At 66.1% G+C, this 17,905-nt stretch carries 15 protein-coding genes; 9 read left to right on the plus strand and 6 right to left on the minus strand.

The window, feature by feature from the left end; genetic code table 11:
• The first annotated feature begins 170 nt into the window (after nucleotides 1-170).
• Together NFG58_RS02635 and NFG58_RS02640 are read left to right on the plus strand one after the other, a co-directional pair.
• On the plus strand, nucleotides 171-2,105 hold the full coding sequence (locus NFG58_RS02635) for a TonB-dependent receptor (RefSeq protein WP_348827546.1): 1,935 nt from the start codon (nucleotides 171-173) through the stop codon (nucleotides 2,103-2,105).
• A 47-nt stretch (nucleotides 2,106-2,152) separates the two neighbouring features.
• Entirely contained in the window at nucleotides 2,153-3,187 is a 1,035-nt protein-coding gene (locus NFG58_RS02640) for an MBL fold metallo-hydrolase (RefSeq protein ID WP_348827547.1), read from the plus strand.
• 104 nt (nucleotides 3,188-3,291) lie between these two features.
• Here NFG58_RS02640 and NFG58_RS02645 read toward each other — a convergent pair whose 3' ends face one another.
• From NFG58_RS02645 to NFG58_RS02665, 5 genes are all read right to left on the minus strand, one after another.
• Nucleotides 3,292-4,926, minus strand: coding sequence for an ABC transporter ATP-binding protein (locus NFG58_RS02645; RefSeq protein ID WP_348827548.1), 1,635 nt, complete (start codon nucleotides 4,924-4,926; stop codon nucleotides 3,292-3,294).
• A gap of 20 nt (nucleotides 4,927-4,946) precedes the next feature.
• Nucleotides 4,947-5,831: an ABC transporter permease subunit gene (locus tag NFG58_RS02650; RefSeq protein WP_045991316.1), complete on the minus strand. Its 885-nt coding sequence runs from the start codon at nucleotides 5,829-5,831 to the stop codon at nucleotides 4,947-4,949.
• Nucleotides 5,832-5,840: 9 nt separating this feature from the next.
• On the minus strand, nucleotides 5,841-6,767 hold the full coding sequence (gene oppB / locus NFG58_RS02655; RefSeq protein WP_045991315.1) for an oligopeptide ABC transporter permease OppB: 927 nt from the start codon (nucleotides 6,765-6,767) through the stop codon (nucleotides 5,841-5,843).
• Between the two features lie 75 nt (nucleotides 6,768-6,842).
• Complete coding sequence (locus NFG58_RS02660) at nucleotides 6,843-8,456, minus strand: peptide ABC transporter substrate-binding protein (protein WP_249743017.1); 1,614 nt, start codon at nucleotides 8,454-8,456, stop codon at nucleotides 6,843-6,845.
• Nucleotides 8,457-8,601: 145 nt separating this feature from the next.
• Nucleotides 8,602-10,233, minus strand: coding sequence for a peptide ABC transporter substrate-binding protein (locus NFG58_RS02665; RefSeq protein ID WP_348827549.1), 1,632 nt, complete (start codon nucleotides 10,231-10,233; stop codon nucleotides 8,602-8,604).
• A gap of 386 nt (nucleotides 10,234-10,619) precedes the next feature.
• On the opposite strand from NFG58_RS02665, the gene prfB reads away from it, so the two are divergent.
• The 7 genes from prfB to NFG58_RS02700 all read left to right on the plus strand — a co-directional run bounded on the left by prfB (nucleotide 10,620) and on the right by NFG58_RS02700 (nucleotide 17,474).
• Nucleotides 10,620-11,718 (plus strand): peptide chain release factor 2 gene (prfB, locus tag NFG58_RS02670; protein ID WP_197037043.1). Its coding sequence is split into 2 segments (ribosomal slippage): nucleotides 10,620-10,694 and nucleotides 10,696-11,718, totalling 1,098 coding nucleotides; the frame shifts between segments, so codons are not numbered across the junction.
• Between the two features lie 150 nt (nucleotides 11,719-11,868).
• Complete coding sequence (lysS, locus tag NFG58_RS02675) at nucleotides 11,869-13,398, plus strand: lysine--tRNA ligase (protein WP_348827550.1); 1,530 nt, start codon at nucleotides 11,869-11,871, stop codon at nucleotides 13,396-13,398.
• A 184-nt stretch (nucleotides 13,399-13,582) separates the two neighbouring features.
• Complete coding sequence (locus NFG58_RS02680) at nucleotides 13,583-13,969, plus strand: hypothetical protein (protein WP_045991311.1); 387 nt, start codon at nucleotides 13,583-13,585, stop codon at nucleotides 13,967-13,969.
• Nucleotides 13,970-14,132: 163 nt separating this feature from the next.
• A complete protein-coding gene (locus NFG58_RS02685; RefSeq protein ID WP_348827551.1) occupies nucleotides 14,133-15,599 on the plus strand; it encodes an MFS transporter in 1,467 nt (488 codons plus the stop codon).
• Between the two features lie 72 nt (nucleotides 15,600-15,671).
• On the plus strand, nucleotides 15,672-15,983 hold the full coding sequence (locus tag NFG58_RS02690) for a BolA family protein (RefSeq protein ID WP_045991309.1): 312 nt from the start codon (nucleotides 15,672-15,674) through the stop codon (nucleotides 15,981-15,983).
• Nucleotides 15,980-16,921: a hypothetical protein gene (locus NFG58_RS02695; protein WP_348827552.1), complete on the plus strand. Its 942-nt coding sequence runs from the start codon at nucleotides 15,980-15,982 to the stop codon at nucleotides 16,919-16,921. Before NFG58_RS02690 ends, NFG58_RS02695 begins: the two co-directional genes overlap by 4 nt.
• Nucleotides 16,893-17,474, plus strand: coding sequence for a GNAT family N-acetyltransferase (locus NFG58_RS02700; protein ID WP_348827553.1), 582 nt, complete (start codon nucleotides 16,893-16,895; stop codon nucleotides 17,472-17,474). The genes NFG58_RS02695 and NFG58_RS02700 overlap by 29 nt, the downstream gene beginning before the upstream one ends.
• 159 nt (nucleotides 17,475-17,633) lie before the next feature.
• Here NFG58_RS02700 and zapB read toward each other — a convergent pair whose 3' ends face one another.
• Nucleotides 17,634-17,855: a cell division protein ZapB gene (zapB, locus tag NFG58_RS02705; protein ID WP_045991307.1), complete on the minus strand. Its 222-nt coding sequence runs from the start codon at nucleotides 17,853-17,855 to the stop codon at nucleotides 17,634-17,636.
• Between the last annotated feature and the right edge of the window lie 50 nt (nucleotides 17,856-17,905).

The raw sequence follows: 17,905 nt of genomic DNA on the forward strand, positions 1-17,905 counted from the left end.
GCTTCACCGTAAGGGTGATAGCACGCGAATCGGCGAAGTCCACTATTGTCGAACATCCCGTTGCATCGGTTTGCCGGTTTTCTGATCGCTAAACGCTGTCTGGACGTATCCCGGTTGGTTAGCATTGCGAATCAATCGTATTTGGTCAATACAACAACCTGGTGCTCCGGATGTCCCTTCGCTTGATGATTCGCTGGTCTGTTCTGCCCCTGGGGGCGGCTTCCCTGTCTGTTCAGGCGCAACAGGATCTCGCCCTGGACAATATCGTCGTTACCGCTGCGGGCTATGAGCAGACGCAGACCGAGGCACCGGCTTCGATCAGCGTGGTGACCCGGGAATCGCTTGAAAAACGTGCCTACCGGGACATCACCGATGCGCTACAGGATGTGCCCGGCGTCGTGGTGACCGGCGGTGGCGATGGCGAAGACGTCAGCCTGCGTGGCATGCCGGCGCAGTACACCCTGTGGCTGGTAGACGGTCGCCGGCAGACTTCGCGGGAATCCCAGCCGAGCGGCGGGGGCGGCTTCCAGAAGGACTGGCTGCCACCGTTGAGCGCCATCGAGCGTATCGAGGTCATCCGCGGCCCCATGTCGACCCTGTACGGGTCCGATGCCATCGGTGGAGTCATCAACATCATCACCCGCAAGGTCGCGGAGGATTGGGTCACCCAACTGCGTACCGAGGCGACGATTCAGGAAGACAGTGACTCCGGCAACGAATTCAACAATCAGCTGTATGTGTCCGGTCCGCTGGCCGACGACGTCCTCGGGCTGCAGCTGACCGGTCAGTACCAGCATCGCCAGGAGGACAAGATCGAGCGCGGCTATGCCAAGCGCGAGTTTTCCAACCTGGCCGCGCGGCTGTCGCTGGAGGCTACGCCCGATCACTCACTTTCGCTTGATGTCAGTCGACGAGAGCAGGATCGCACCAGTCGTGCCGGATTCTCGCTGCCCGAGCGTTCGAGCGACGCCGAGACCGAAAATCGACACAAGACCGTTGCGCTGTCCCACCAGGGCAACTGGGGGTTGCTGACCTCGGATTCCTACGTGCAGCTGGAGGAAACCGACAACGTCGGTCGCGATATCGAAATTCGCAATACGGTGGCGGATTCACGCTGGGTACTGCCGCTGGGCGACCACTTCGTGACCTTCGGGGGCACCTGGGAGGACGAGAAACTCGAGGACACCGCCACCAACGCTCTGGCAGGCACCGACGAGATCACCGTCTACCAGTACGCGCTGTTTCTCGAAGACGAGTGGTATCTGACCGACAGCTTCTCGTTGACCGCCGGGCTGCGCATGGACGATCACGAGTTCTTCGGCGAGCACTACAGCCCGCGACTCTACGGTGTCTGGAGCCTGCTGCCCGACTGGACCCTGAAGGGCGGTATGTCCACCGGGTTCCGCGCGCCCAACCTGCGCGAGCTGTCCGGCGACTGGGTCCAGGAGAGCCGGGGCGGCGATATCTACGGCAACCCGGATCTGGACGCGGAAGAGTCCCGTAGCTACGAGATGGGGCTGGTGCATGATGGCGCCAACGGCCTTCAGGCCAGCCTGACGATGTTCTACAACGACTTCGATGACAAGATCTCCACCATCGCCTGTGGCGATCGCGACTGCGGTGATGCGGCCGCTGGCGACCCGGACGCCCGCACCAACGTCAATATCGATGACGCCATCACCAAGGGCATCGAGGCTGGTGTCCAGATGCCGATCGGCGAACGTTGGCAGGCCCAGGCCTCCTACACCTACACCGATTCCGAACAGAAGAGCGGTGACAACGAGGGTCAGCCGCTGACCCAGGTGCCTCGGCACCTGTTCAACACCACCGTCAACTGGCAGGCCACCGAGGCCCTCGCTCCCTGGCTGCGCTTTACCTTCCGCGGCGAAGAAAGCCAGCCGGTGAACCTCTCAAGCAACAGCAGCACCTCCATCCGGGCCCCATCCTACGCCACCTGGGACGCGGGGCTCAGCTGGCAGGCGACACGACAGATCCGTGTGCTTTCCGGCATCTACAATCTGACCGACAAGGACATCGAGTTCGATAACTTCGGTCATGTGGACGATGGACGGCGCTACTGGGTCGGGCTCGACCTGGAGTTCTAAAGCGCCAAGCCACCCACCTAAACGAACAGCAGCGAACAGGAAGGACAATGAAAGCGATGATCGCAGGGGCCGTGGTAAGCCTCACCCTGAGTCAGACCGCCCTGGCGGTGGATGAACCTCCCCAGCAGCTGGCCGAGCAGCTGGCTGAGCGGGGCCTGGCGGCCGGACAGGCCTTCCCCGGGCTGTCCAGCCTGTGTGACCTGTCGGCCAGGCTCAAGGTGGCGGGCCAGCGTCCGAAAGGCGAGGCGGCAGAGCGGGAGCGTCGTGAGTCCAGTCGCGATGACCGGCGCCAGCGCGGCCCGGCCGAGCCGATGCCGACCCAGGTATTCGACAATCTCTACTACGTCGGCACGCCCGGCGTCGCCAGCTGGGCGCTGACCACCAACGAGGGGATCATTCTGATCGATGCCCTCAACAACAACGAGGAAGCGCAGAAGTTTATCGAGCAGGGGCTGGTGGATCTGGGCCTGGATCCCGAGGACATCACCTATCTGGTGGTGACCCACGCCCACGGTGATCACTACGGTGGTCAGCAGTACCTGGTCGATAACTACGGTGCCCAGGTGGTCATGAGCGATGCGGACTGGACCGCCCTCGAACAGCCGGAGCTGGCCATCGACAATCCCCGCTGGGGCGAGCCTCCAGTGCGCGATATCACCATCGCCGACGGCGACACCCTGACTCTTGGCGATACCGCCCTCGAGGCCTACGTGACCCCCGGCCATACCCTCGGCACGCTGTCGCTGGTGATTCCGCTGAAGGATGGCGACAGTACCCATCGGGCGGTGCTGTGGGGCGGTACCGGTTTCAACTTCGGGCCGGACGAGGCCCGATTGCGGGAGTACTCGGCCTCCGCCTCACGAATGAAGACGATCTCTGAACAGCAGGGCGTGGACGTCTTCCTGTCCAACCATCCCACCCGCGACAACACCCTGGCGCGGATCGAGGCGTTGGAGCAGCGGCAAGCCGGCGATCCCCATCCCTTCGTCAGCGACCAGGCGCTGGGTGCCCTGGACCTCTTGATGAGCTGTTCGCTGGCCCAGGCCGAGCGTGTCTACGCAGGCGAACATCCGACAGAGTAGAGACGTTCATACGAGCCAAAGCAGCGGCCGCTGCCTTCGCACACCAGGCGCTGCTCAAGCAGCGCCTGTTACGTTACGTAGGTAGAGCCCGTAGATCGCTTGGCCTAGGCCACCTGATCGAGCATGGCGGCGGCCAGCAGCTTGCGGGTGTATTCGGTCTTCGGCGCGGCGAACAGCGCTTCGGCGCTGCCCTGTTCCACTACCTCTCCGTCCTTCATCACCAGCACGGTGTCGGCCAGTGCCCGCACCACCGCCAGGTCGTGGCTGATGAACAGGTAGGTCAGGCCGTGTTTCTGTTGCAGGTCACGCAGCAGGTCGATGACGGTGACCTGCACCGAGCGGTCCAACGCCGAGGTGGGTTCGTCGAGCAGCAGGAACTCCGGCTTGAGCACCAGCGCCCGGGCGATGGCGATCCGCTGGCGCTGGCCGCCGGAGAACTCGTGGGGGTAGCGATTGCGCATCGAAGGATCCAGCGACACCTCCTTGAGCGCCGCCATCACCTGGGCCTCGCGCTCGGCGCGGGACAGGTGCGGGGCGTGGACCTTGAGCCCCTCGCCGATGATGTCGCCAACGGTCAGCCGCGGCGACAGCGAGCCGTAGGGGTCCTGGAACACCACCTGCAGCTTCGAGCGGATCGGCCGCATGGCGGTCTTGTCCAGCACGTCGAGGCGGGTGTCGTGGAAGCGGATCTCGCCCTGGCTCTTGAGCAGCCTCAGCAGGGCGCGGCCCAGGGTCGACTTGCCGGAGCCCGATTCGCCGACGATGCCCACCGTCTGGCCGCGACGGATGCTGACGTCGATGCCTCGCACCGCCTCGAAGTACTCGCTGGGACCGAACAGGCGCTTCTTGAGGGCGAAGCGTACGCGCATGTCCTTGGCCTCGAGCACCATGGGCTCGCTGTCGGCCACCGGCGCCTTGCGCCCGCGTGGCTCGGCGTCGATCAGCATGCGGGTGTACTCGTGGCGCGGGTTGGCGAAGACCTCCTGGGTCTCACCCTGCTCGACCAGCTCGCCGTGGCGCATCACGCAGACCCGGTCGGCGAAGTGCTTGACGATGGTCAGGTCGTGGGTGATGAACAGGATCGCCATGCCGTAGCGGCGTTGCAGGTCCTTGAGCAGCTCGAGGATCTGGGCCTGGACGGTGACGTCCAGCGCGGTGGTGGGCTCGTCGGCGATCAGCATCTCCGGCTCGCCGGCCAGGGCCATCGCGATCATCACCCGCTGGCGCTGGCCGCCGGACAGCTCGTGGGGGTAGCTCGATACTCGCCTTGCCGGTTCGGGGATGCCGACCTGCTCGAGCAGGTCGATGGCCTTGGCGGTGGCGGCGCGCCCCTTGAGGCTCTGGTGGCGGTCGAGCACTTCCTTGATCTGGTCGCCGATGCGGTGCAGCGGATTGAGCGAGGTCATCGGCTCCTGGAAGATCATGGCGATATTGCCACCGCGAATCCGGCGCATGCGCTTGGCGGTGGCACCCAGCAGTTCCTCGCCCTTGAAGCGGATGACGCCCTCGGCCCGGGCGAGCTCCGGCAGCAGGCGCATGGCGGCGGTGGAGGTCACCGATTTGCCGGAGCCGGATTCGCCCACCAGCGCCAGGGTCTCGCCGGGATTGATGGCAAAGCTGACGTCCTTGACCGCCTGGACGGTGCCGTGGGGCAGCTCGAAGCTGACGCTGAGCCCCTCGATCTCGAGCAGCGCCTCGCGGGCGGGGCGACGGGGGTTCTTGGGTTGTGTGTCGGTCATGGTCGCGTCTCCGGCGTCGATCAGCGGGTCTTGGGGTCCAGGGCGTCTCTGAGGCCGTCGCCGAGGAAGTTCAGGCAGAACAGCGTCAGCGCCAGGAACACCGAGGGCACCAGCAGCATCCAGGGCGAGGTCTGCATCATGTCGGCACCTTCGGAGATCAGCACGCCCCAGCTGGTCAGCGGCTCCTGCACGCCGAGGCCGAGGAACGACAGGAAGCTCTCGAGCAGGATGACCTTGGGCACCGTCAGGGTGACGTAGACGATCACCGGGCCGATGGCGTTGGGGATCAGGTGGCGGGTGACGATCTTGCCGTCCTTGACGCCGAGGGCGTGGGCCGCCTCGACGAACTCCCGCTGCTTGAGCGCCAGGGTCTGGCCGCGCACGATACGCGCCATGTCGAGCCACTCCACCGCGCCGATGGCGGCGTAGATCAGGAAGATGTTGCGGCCGAACACCACCATCAGCAGGATCACCAGGAACATGAACGGCAGCGAGTACATGATGTCGACGAAGCGCATCATCAGGTTGTCGACGCGCCCGCCGACATAGCCGGACACGGCGCCGTAGAGCACTCCGATGATCAGGCTGACGAAGGTCGCCACCAGTGCCACCGACAGCGACACCTGGCCGCCGTAGAGGGTGCGGGTCAGCAGGTCGCGGCCGTTGGCGTCGGTGCCGAGCCAGTGGCCGCCTTCCAGGGTCGGGCCCACGTCGAAGGCGTTCCAGTCGACGTCGGCCAGCCCCCAGGGGGTCAGCCAGGGACCGATGAAGCAGGCCAGGGTCATCAGGCCGAGCAGCCACAGGCTGGCCATGGCCGCGCGGTTCTGGCTCAGCCGGCGCCAGGCGTCGCGGCCGAGGCTGTCGCCGACGGGGGCGGCGGTCGGGGCGAGGGAATCGGTACTCATGGCGTCGCCTCAGTCGTCATAGCGAATTTGGGGATCGAGGGCCGAGTAGATCAGGTCCACGATCAGGTTCATCAACACGATCAGGGCGCCGTAGAACACCACCGTGCCCATCACCAGGGTGTAGTCGCGGTTGAGCGCGCCCTGGACGAAGTAGCGGCCGATGCCGGGGATGCCGAAGATCTGCTCGATCACCACGGAGCCGGTGATGATGCCGGCGATGGCCGGGCCCAGGTAGGAGGTCACCGGCAGCAGGGCGGGGCGCAGGGCGTGGCGCCAGACCACCTCGGCCTCGGTCAGTCCCTTGGCTCGGGCGGTGCGAATATAGTGGCTGCCCATCACCTCGATCATGCTGGCGCGCATCATCCGCGCGATGTAGGCGATCTGCTGAATCGATAGCGCGATCACCGGCAGGATCAGGTTGGGCAGGGCGCCGTCGTTCCAGCCCCCCGCCGGCAGCCAGCCGAGCAGCACCCCGAACACCAGCGCCAGCACCGGCGCCACCACGAAGTTGGGCACCGCGATGCCGGCCAGCGCCGTGCCCATCACCGTGTAGTCCACGGCGGTATTGCGCTTGAGTGCGGCGATGATGCCCAGCGGCAGGCCGATCGCCAGCGCCAGCAGGATCGCCAGGCCGCCGATCTGCAGGCTTACCGGGAAGCCCTGCATGATCAGCTCGGTGACGGTGAAGTCCTTGTACTTGAACGAAGGCCCGAAGTCGCCCTGGACCAGGTTGCCCAGGTAGCGGAAGTACTGCTGCCACAGCGGTTCGTCCAGGTGATAGGCGGCCATCAGGTTGGCCTCGATCTCCGGCGGCAGGGCGCGCTCGCCGTCGAAGGGCCCGCCGGGGGCGATGCGCATCAGAAAGAAGGCGATGGTGATGACGATCAGCATCGTCGGTATGGCCTGGGCCAGGCGTTTCAAGGTGTAGCTCAGCATGGCGCCGTTCCTCGGTTGACATGAAGGGCGGGCCGTCCCTGGCCGCGCCCACGATTGGGTTGGGGCGAGTGGTCGTCAGGGCGCGTCGCCGTCCACGGACACGTAGCGCAGCGGATGCACGTCGAGCGTCGTGGGCTGCCAGCCCTTGACGTCCGGAGAGACCAGATTGACGACCACGTAGTCGTAGATCGGCAGCATCACGTCGGCTTCCAGCAGGCGCTGCTCGGCCTCGGTCATCAGCGCGGCGCGTCGGTCCACGTCGAGCTCATGGGTGCTGGCCTCGACCAGGGCGTCGTACTCGGGGTCCGCGTAGCCGGTGCTGGCCGCCGCCGAGCCTCCCGCCGCGTAGGCGTTGAGGAAGTCGTAGGGGTCGTTGACCGTGGCCACGAAGCCGTAGCGGGCGATCTCGAAGTCGCCCTGGCGCAGGCCGGCGAAGTGCACCGCCGCCTCGCGATTGACCAGATCTATTTCCACCCCCAGCGGGCGCCACATGGCGGCGATGGCCACGGCGATCTTCTTGTGGTCTTCCAGGGTGTTGTAGGACAGCTCAAGTTCAAGCGGTCGATCCGGCCCGTAGCCGGCCTGATCCAGCAGCTCACGGGCCCTGGCCCGGCGGCTGTCCATGCCCTGGTCATGGAAGTCGAGGCTTGCCGAGGTGGGCGAGGCGATGGTGCGCGGCACGAACCAGTAGGACGGCGTCTGGCCCATGCCCAGCAGGCGCTCGGTGATCACCTCGCGGTCGAGCGCCAGATTCAGCGCCTCACGCACCCGCTCATCGCTGAGCGGCGTGCCTTCGCGCAGGTTGAGCATATAGAAGTAGCTGCCGATCAGCGGCCCGACGCGCAGCGACTCGCTCAGGTTTTCCTGGGCCCACTCGAAGCGCGCGGAAGGCACCGCGCCGTAGGCGATGTCGAGCTCGCCTGAGCGAAAACGGTTCATCAGCGCCGAGGTATCCTCGATGGCGTGGAAGTCGACACCCTCCAGCGCCACCTCGTCAGCGGCGTAGTAGCGAGGGTTGCGCTCCACCTCGACCTTGTCCTGGGGCTTCCAGTCGGCGAGCACGAAGGGGCCGCTGGCCACCAGGGTGCCTGGCCGGGTCCAGTCCTCGACGCCGCTGGTGAGCAGGTGGCGGGGCAGAGGTGCGGCCTCGGTCATCGCCATGGCCTGAAGAAAATAGGCGGTGGGCTCGGACAGCCGGATTTCCAGGGTGTGGGAATCCAGCGCGGTGACGCCGAGGCTCTCGGGTTCGGCCTCCCCGGTGTTGATCGCCCGGGCGTTGATGATGGGGTAGTAGAGGTTGGCGTTGTGGTTGGCGGTGGCCGGCGTCACCAGACGTTGCAGGGCGAAGACGGCGTCATCGGCGGTGATCGGCTCGCCGTCGGACCACTGCGCCTCGCGCAGCCGGAAGGTGATCACCCGGCCGTCGTCGGACAGCTCCCAGGATTCGGCCAGGCCCGGCACCAGGGCGCCGTCGGGGCCATAGTTGACCAGACGATCGAACAGTTGGCGGGTGATCCGGCTCTCCCAGTTGCCGCTGACCTTCTGCGGATCCAGGGTGCTGGGCTCGGCGCCGTTGCCGACCTGCAGGGTGGCGGCCTGGGCGTCGGCAGCGGGCAGACAGAGTCCGAGGCTTGTCGTTGCCATCAGGCCGGCAAGTGCCAGCGGACGAAAGGCGTCCATGGAGACCATAGCGAAGTCCTTGTGGGGTAGGCAGAGCGTCGGTAGGGGACTCGCCTCCTGGTGGAGGCGATTTCTCGCAGCGAGTCGTTGAAGTGAGTCCTTGAAGCGAGTCCTTGAAGATAGCCCAACGCTGCTATTTACCAACCCAGCGCTGCTACTCGTCGAAGGAGATCCAGCGAGACGGGTGATCGTCCTCGATGTTGTCTTCCCAGCCGCTGATCTTCGGGTTCACCAGGTTGCGTGAGACGTAGTAGAGCATCGGGATCAGGGCGTCGTCGTCCATGGCCAGGGCCTCGGCGCTTTCCATGACGGCCTTGCGTTCATCCAGGTCCAGGGTGGCGGCGGCCTGGTCGTAGAGGGCGTCGAACTCCTCGTTGGCGTAGGCTCCGTAGTTGTTGCCGACGCCGGAACGCAGCAGCGCCAGAAAGTTCTCGGCGTCGTTGTAGTCGGCGATCCAGCCGGCCCGGGCCACGTCGAAGTCTCCCTCGGCGATGGTCTGGTAGTGCACCGTGGCCTCGGCATTGACCAGCTCCACCTCGACACCCAGCGGGCGCCACATGGACGACACCGCCACCGCGATCTTCTTGTGCTCGTCGGTGGTGTTGTAGCGCAGGCGCAGTTCGAGCGGTGACTCCTGGCTGTAGCCGGCCTCTTCCAGCAATTGCTTGGCGCGGGCCATGCGGGCGTTCATGTCATCGGTGATGTCATTGCCGTCGGCGTCTTCGAAGCTGGTGTTCTGCACCTGGTAGTGATCGATGCCGTCAGGCACGAAGGACAGCGATTTCTGGAAGGTGCCGCCCATGATCTGCTGAGCGATGACGTCGCGGCGCACCGCCATGTTGAGCGCCTCGCGCACCCTGGGATCGGCGGTGGGATGACCGTCGCGGTGGTTGAACACGTAGTAGTAGCTGCCGAGGTAGGTGGCCATGTGGGTGGCCTCGGGGATCTCTTCCTTCAACAGCGGATACATGCTCGAGGAGTACTCGGTCATGATGTCCAGCTCGCCCGCGCGAAAGCGCGAGACTCCGGCATTGCGATCCTCGATGGTGTGGTAGCGCACGCCGTCCAGCGCCACCTGGTCGGCCTCGTAGTACTCGGGATTCTTGACCACGGTGATGCGCGACTGGGAGATCCACTCGGTGGGGGTGAAGGCACCGTTGGTGACGATGTTGTCGAGATCCACGTAGTCCCGGCCGTACTCCTCGAAGGTGTGCTGTGGCTGGGGGTAGCCGGTGTAGTGGGTCAGCAGCTGCAGGAAGTAGGGCGTCGGTTGAGTCAGCTGGACCACGAAGGTGCGGCCATCGTCGCGGCTTTCCACGCCAAGCTCCTCCAGGGGCAGCTCGCCGGTGTTGACCTCCCTGGCGTTGACCACCGGATAGAGCATGTAGGCGTACTTGGAAGCGTTGGCCGGGTCCAGCAGGTGGCGCCAGCCGAACACGAAGTCCTCGGCGGTGACAGGCTCGCCGTCGGACCAGCGGGCATCCTCGCGCAGGCTGAAGGTGTAGGTCTTGCCGTCCGCGGAGACCTCCCAGTCGGTGGCCATGCCGGGCAGGATCTCGCCGTCCGGGGCGTTCTTGACCAGGCCCTCGTAGACGTCCATCAGGATCTGGGACTCCCACACGCCGCCGGAGATCTGGGAGGTGTCGAAGGAGGCGAGTTCGCCGGTGACGCCAAGATCGAGGGTCTCGGCCATGGCCGGTGCGCTGATGGCGGCCGCCAGCGAGGACAGGGTCAGGCCGGAGGCCAGCGCCAGGCGGCGGGCCCAGCGAGCACGGTTCGCGATCATGTCAGTTCCTTGTTCGTGTTGGCATTGTTGTCGCGGGCCGGGCCGTTGGCAGCGCGGTTCGCTGCGACCACGGCCATCGTGGGAAGGCCGCACAAGGCGTGCGACACCGGCTAAGCCCGCTTAGTCGTCAATGACCATCGCGCCGTGGCTCCGGTGCTGTCCAGACGAAAATTTTCATGACGTCTTGCGTTTCGTCGATAGCCCCGTGGGAGCCCTTGTGGCAAGGGGGCTCGATGGCAGGAGCAGGATGACGGGGTTAGACGTTTTGGCTACAATGCATCCCCTTTATCGCGGCCTGGCCGACGATCATCGCAACTGGCCCATCGCCACCGGCGCATCGCGAGCGCACGCCGGCACCCGGCGAGGGACGACAAAAGGCGAACTTCATGTTGGAAACCAACCCGATTCACAACCTCATCAAGGACCTGTCTGAGCGGACAGACGTCCTGAGGGGGTATCTTTGACTATGCCGAAAAGAAAGATCGGCTAGAGGAAGTCACCCGCGAGCTCGAGGACCCGGCGGTCTGGAACGACCCGGACTACGCCCAGAAGCTCGGCAAGGAACGTGCCTCGCTGGAACTGGTGGTCGCCACCATCGACGAGCTGGACCAGGGCCTCGGCGACAGCCGCGACCTGCTGGAGCTGGCCGAGATGGAAGACGACGAGGCCACCGTGGCCGAGGTCGAGAAGGAACTGGCCTCGATGCAGGCCAACCTCGAGAAGCTCGAGTTCCGGCGTATGTTCTCCGGCGAGATGGACGAGAACAGCGCCTATCTCGACATCCAGGCGGGCTCCGGCGGTACCGAGGCCCAGGACTGGGCCAACATGCTGCTGCGCATGTATCTGCGCTGGGCCGAGTCCCACGGTTTCAAGGCCGAGATCATCGAGCTGTCGGCCGGTGAAGTGGCCGGGATCAAGTCGGCCACGGTGCACGTTCAGGGCGAGTATGCCTTCGGCTGGCTGCGCACCGAGACCGGGGTGCATCGTCTGGTGCGCAAGAGTCCGTTCGACTCCGGCGGTCGCCGCCACACCTCCTTCGCCTCGGTGTTCCTGTCGCCGGAGATCGACGACAGCTTCGAGGTCGAGATCAATCCGGCGGATCTGCGCGTCGACACCTACCGCTCCAGCGGCGCCGGTGGTCAGCACGTCAACACCACCGACTCGGCGGTGCGGATTACTCACGAGCCGTCCGGCGTGGTGGTGTCGTGCCAGAGCCAGCGCAGCCAGCACGCCAACCGCGACTTCGCCATGAAGCAGTTGAAGGCGAAGCTGTGGGAGCTGGAAATGCAGAAGCGCAACGCCGCCAAGCAGGAGGCCGAGGACTCCAAGGCCGACATCGGCTGGGGCAGCCAGATCCGTTCCTATGTGCTGGACGACCAGCGCATCAAGGACCTGCGCACCGGCGTGCAGTCGAGCAACTGCGACAAGGTGCTCGACGGCGATCTTGACCAGTACATCGTCGCGAGCCTCAAGCAGGGGCTTTAAGCGACCGTCGCCAAGCCCACCGCGTCGCGACCTCGCCCCGGGAGCCAAGTGGCCCCGGGGCGTTTCGCCACCACCATTCATGGGTCCCGTGCCGGGGCCGTTCGGGGAACCGCCGTGGCGGCTTCCCTGCCGTGACAGAGACGAGTAGCCATGGCCAACCAGGATACGCCTTCCACCAATGACGCCGTTGCCGAAGAGAACCGCCTGATCGCGGAGCGCCGCGCCAAGCTGGCGGCTCGTCGCGAGCGCGCCGAGGCCGAGGGCGGCAGCGCCTTCCCCAACGACTTTCGCCGTGACAGCCTGGCCGCCGAGCTCGAGGCGGAACTTGGCGAGCATGACAAGGAAGCGCTGGAGTCGCTGGGCCGCGAGGCCGCGGTCGCCGGGCGCATCATGCGCAAGCGCGGTCCCTTTATCGTGATCCAGGACGTCAGCGGCCAGATCCAGCTCTACGTCGACAAGAAGGGGCTGGATCCCGCCCTGCTCGAGGACATCAAGGGCTGGGACATCGGCGACATCGTGGCCGGCCAGGGCCCGGTGCACAAGTCCGGCAAGGGCGACCTGTACGTGATGATGCGCGAGGCCAAGCTCCTGACCAAGAGCCTGCGCCCGCTGCCCGACAAGTTCCACGGCCTCACCGACATGGAAGCGCGTTACCGCCAGCGCTATGTCGACCTGATCATGAACCCGGACTCGCGCCGGGTGTTCGAGACCCGTGCCGGCATCATCAGCGCCATGCGCCGCTTCTTCGAGGATCGCGGCTTCATGGAGGTGGAAACGCCGATGCTGCAGCCGATCCCCGGTGGCGCCACGGCGCGTCCCTTCATCACCCACCACAATGCGCTGGACATCGACATGTACCTGCGTATCGCGCCAGAGCTTTACCTGAAGCGCCTGGTGGTGGGGGGCTTCGAGCGGGTCTTCGAGATCAACCGCAACTTCCGTAACGAAGGGCTGTCCACCCGCCACAACCCCGAGTTCACCATGGTCGAGTTCTACTGGGCCTACGTGGACTACCAGGCGCTGATGGATCTGACCGAGGCGATGCTGCGCGAGATCGCCCAGAAGGTGCTCGGCACCACCACCCTGAACTACCAGGGAGCGACCTACGACCTGGGCCAGCCGTTCGTACGGATGACCCTGCGCGAGGCGATCCTGGCTCACGGCGAAGGCATCGAGGCTGCGGAAATCGACGAGCTCGACGCCGCCCGTGCCCTGGCCGAGCGTCTCGGCATCAAGGTCAAGGATGGGTGGGGACTCGGCAAGCTGCAGACCGAGATCTTCGAGGAGGTGGCCGAGGCGCGCCTGGACCAGCCGACCTTCATCACCGAGTATCCGGCCGAGGTCAGCCCGCTGGCGCGGCGCAACGACGCCAATCCCTTCGTCACCGACCGCTTCGAGTTCTTCGTCGGCGGCCGCGAGATCGCCAACGGCTTCTCCGAGCTCAACGACGCCGAGGACCAGGCAGAGCGCTTCCGCGCCCAGGCGGCCGAGAAGGACGCCGGTGACCTGGAGGCGATGTACTACGACGCCGACTACGTGCGCGCGCTCGAGGTAGGCCTGCCGCCCACCGCCGGCGAGGGCATCGGTATCGACCGCCTGGTGATGCTGTTCACCGACAGCCCCTCGATCCGCGACGTGCTGCTGTTCCCGGCGATGCGCCCGGAAGCCGGCGAGGCCTGAGCCGTTGGGCCTGGCCACCGGGGACAATGTCCCCAGTGGTCGGGCCGATGGATTGTCGGCGGGGTCGGGCCGATGGATGGTTGGCGGGGCCGGGCCGGTGGATTGTCGGCGGGGCCGGGCTTTTGCTGGCAAGCGAGGCCCTTAGCACCCATAATGGCTGCGATTCGACGTCGAGGAGACCGCGATGAAACTGCTCAACCGCTCCGCCCTGAGCGTCAGACCCACCCAGCACTTTGTTGACTGGATCAATGCCCTGGAACCGACCATGGGCGATGACGACCTCACGCTCGCCGACGTCGACCGGGAAAGCACGGTCTACCTGATCCCGGAGATGGATACCCCCGAGGCGCTGGAAGCCTTCGTTCGCGAGCGCTATCTCGAGGTGCTCGAGAACGAACTGCGCGCCTGGGAAGAGGACGAACGGCAGTGGCCCGAGGCCCTGAACTGGGAGCTGTTCCAGCGCTTCTTGCAGGTCGAGCACAGCTATCTGGCGATCGATCTGGATGGCGAGGCTGCGCTTGAGATCTCCGAGGTGGACGACGAACTGCTGGCCGACCTCGAGCAGGACTGAAACAGCGCGGCCTGGCGCCGCTGATCAGTGTCTGCCGGATGTACCCCGCAGGTGTCGACGAGACCGGCCACGGCCGGTCTCGTTGCGTGCCGGCATGACCTCCTGTGCCTGACCACCCCGATGCAAGACAACACCCGCCTAGACAACACCAGGAATTGCCCCGATGCGTCGACTGTTCTCCACCCGTGACGGCGACGACGGCCTGCCCGGGCCGGAGCGACGGCTGGCGGTCATCGCCCTGGTGCTGGGGACCCTGATGGCGGTGGTGGACACCACCATGATCAATATCGCGCTGCCCTCCATGGCGCGGGATCTGGGCGTGTCCGATGCCCGCGCGGTGTGGATCACCAACCTGTTCCAGGTGGTCTGCGCGGCCATGCTGCTGGTGTTCGCCGCCGCCAGCGAGTTGCTCAGTCGGCGCAAGGTCTACGTGGCAGGGCTCACCCTGTTCGTAGTGGCGGCGCTGGGCAGCGCGCTGTCGCCCAACTTCGAGACCCTGCTGGTGTTTCGTGCCCTGCAGGGCGTCGGCGCCGCCGCCACCCTGTCGATCGGGCCGAGCCTGTATCGCTCGATCTTTCCCTCGCGCCTGCTCGGCAGCGCCCTGGGCCTGTCGTCGCTGGTGGTGGCGGGGGGCTACGCCGCCGGCCCGTCGATCGGTGGTCTGGTGCTGTCGGTGGCCAACTGGCCGTGGCTGTTCGCCCTTAACGTACCGCTGGGCGCCGCCGCCGCGGTCATGGCCTGGCGCGCCCTGCCCAGGGAGGAGCGCCGCGAGGGCAACTTCGACGGCGTTGGCGCCCTGGCCTCCATGGCCATGCTGGCGGGACTGTTCATGTGCATGGACGCCGTCGGTCATCGCGCGCCGCTGGCCGAGATCCTGGCCTGGCTGGCGGTGACGGTGGTGTCGGCGGTGGCCTTTATCCGTCGCCAGGGGCGGGCTCCCCATCCGCTGCTGCCGCTGGGGCTGTTTCGTGAACCGCGTTTCAGCCTGGCAGTGTCCGCCCAGGGCACCGCCTTCATCGGGCAAGGGCTGACCTTCGTTGCGCTGTCGTTTCTCTACCAGCAGCAGATGGGCTACTCGGCGCTGCATACCGCCTGGTTGTTTACCCCCTGGCCGCTGACCATCATGGTGGTCGGGCCGCTGTCCGGTCGTCTGGCCGATCGTTTCAACCCGAGCGTGGTGGCGAGCGTCGGCCTGGTCATGCTGTTGCTGGGGCTGGTCAGCCTGGCGGCGCTGCCGCAGGACGCCAGCGCGATCGACAGCCTGTGGCGCACCGCCCTGTGTGGCGCAGGCTTTGGCCTGTTCCAGCCGCCCAACAACCGTGAACTGATGACCAGCGTACCCAAGGCCCGCAGCGCCAATGCCTCGGGGGTGATGAGTACCACCCGCACGGTGGGGCAGTCGCTGGGGGTGGCCTTGGTCGGGCTGTGCCTGGCCGCCGGCGCCGGCGTTCAGCAGGCGTTGTGGGTCGGCGCTGCCACCACCTTGCTGGCGCTGGTGATCAGCCTGGTGCGTATCCCCCGGGCCCATCGTGCGTATCGTGCGGCGCGGGAGCAGAAGAAGGCCGCGCGCGCCGGCTACTCCGAACGAGTGGGCGAGGACGCCCCGAACCGGGTCGCGGATCGGGCTTAGTCAGCGGCTGGGCGAGGGCGTACAATGGCACAGTATGTACAAAATTAACCGTCACAGACGCGAGTACCCATCATGAGTATTCAGGCGACCATCGAACACAAGCTAAAGGCCCTGGAGCCCACCGAACTGGTGGTCGAGAACGAGAGCCACATGCACAGCGTGCCGCCGAACTCGGAAACCCACTTCAAGGTGACCCTGGTCTCCGAGCGCTTTTCCGGGCTGATGCCGGTCAAGCGCCACCAGCAGATCTACTCGCTGCTGGCCGATGAGCTGTCCGGCCCGGTCCACGCCCTGGCGCTGCACCTTTACACCCCCGGTGAATGGGATAGCCGCAGCGCACCGCGTCCGGACTCGCCCAACTGCATGGGCGGCTCACGCTCGTGACGCCGGAGCCGACACGGCTCGCCTATCTGGATGCCATGGGGCTGACCGCCTGGGTGGCCCGCTATCAGCTGCCCAACGCCCGCGAGACCGAAGCCTGCGACTGGCCCGAGCCAGTACCCGAGGAGCGGCCCCAGCCCGGTGCCAAGGGCTTGCATGCGCTGCTCGATGACATGCCCGCCTCGGCCGGCGGTGGCGACACTTCCGCCGGGGCGACCGAGCAGGCCGCTGTCGCTGATTCGTCCTCTGCCGTCCAGGCTCCTGCCCCCCAGGCGCCGGCTGGTCCGCGCAAGGCCAGAGCGCTGCTCGGTGATATCGTGCCCGATGCAGACGACGGTGCAGCGACGGCCCCCACGGCCATGCCGGCAGAGGATGAGGCGGAGGAAGGCGCCGAGCCGCTGCGCTTCGGCTGTCAGGTGGCCTGTCTCGACGGTCGCTGGCTTTTGCTGGTCGCCCGTGAAGAACCGCTGGGGCCCCTGCACCAGCGGCTTCTGCTCAATATCCTGACCGGCGCCGGGGTCAGGCCGTCGCAGCGACCGGTGTTCGACTCCCTTGCCTGGCCGCTGGAAGAAGGCTTGCCGGTCAGGCGGCCGTTGGACGAGGCGCGTCAGGGGCTGAAGGCCTTTGTGGCCGGTCGCGCTCGTCGTGGCTGGGCTCCGGAGCGGGTGCTGGTATTCGGCCGCCAGGAGGCGCTGACGCAAGCGCTGGCCCCGTCTGACGCCAACGACAACAGCGCGCAACCTCCGCGCAGCCAGACCCTGGCGCTGCCGTTGTGGCAGGGCCCGGGGCTCGACGAACTGCTCGCCGGTGACGGCGTCGGTGCCGAGGCCAAGCGCCGGCTGTGGTCGCAGATCGGCGAGTGGCAGGCACAGTGGAGCGACGGCACTCGAGGTGATGGTGCTGGAGGCGATGGTGCCAGAGACGACAGCGATGGCGCTTGAGGCGACAGCGGGCCAGCAGAGCTGTCCCCATAGCGGCGGCTACGGTCCTGTCCGTGTCCTTGGCGCCGCCGATCTTGACGCCCTCCTGCGACTGGAAGCGATGCCGTCAGCGCCGTTGTCCAGCCCTCAGGCACTGGCTCAGGCACTGGAAGATGACCAGCGCCTGCTGCTGGGGATCGATCGGCTGGGACCGGCAGGTGATGTCGGCGTTGAAGGCGGCCTTGATGCGGACATGACGGGGCAGAGGGCTATTCACGCCTATGCGTTGCTGGCACGCCAGCCCTTCGAGGCCGAGCTGGAAGCGATCCTGGTGGCCCCGGAAGCTCGCCGCCACGGGCTTGCCGCACGGCTGCTGACAAGCCTGATTGCGGTAGCGCGCCAGTGGGGCTCGGAGCGACTGCTGCTGGAGGTGCGTGCCGACAACGGCGCGGCGATCGCCTGCTACCGAGCCGCCGGCTTCGCCGAGGATGGTGTGCGTCGCGGCTACTATCCGCCGCTGGCCGATGGCGGCGAGCGTGTCGATGCCTTGCTGATGTCGCTGGCGCTTGACTGAAACAGCCTGAAGCGCTCGGCTTTCTTTAGTCTGGGCCGCCTGCGGCTGGGCTTCCATCGTACGCGCAATGCAAAAGGGCTCCCCATGGGGAGCCCTTTTCATTCGTGTCGATCGTTCGCATCAGCCGTTCGAGTCGACACTGCCGGCACACAAGGCAGGTCAGAGGCTATGGGCGGGCGCCTGTTCGGTATTGCCCGTTTCGCCTTCCACCTCATCGAGCTGGCCCAGGATGGCGGTCAGGCGACGTTCCCACTCTTCGCGATCCTGCTTCAGGCGAGCGTTTTCCTCGCGCAACTCCTCGGCTTCCAGTTTCAGCAATTCCAGGGCCTCAAGGGCGCTGGAGACCTTCTTTTCGAGTTGGTTGAAGAGTTCCGTGCTCATCCTCGTCTCCTGACATGACGTGGGGTGAAGGCGCGACGCGCGCCCCGATG

The sequence above is a fragment of the Halomonas sp. RT37 genome, from assembly GCF_040070525.1.
Classification (GTDB): domain Bacteria; phylum Pseudomonadota; class Gammaproteobacteria; order Pseudomonadales; family Halomonadaceae; genus Halomonas; species Halomonas litopenaei.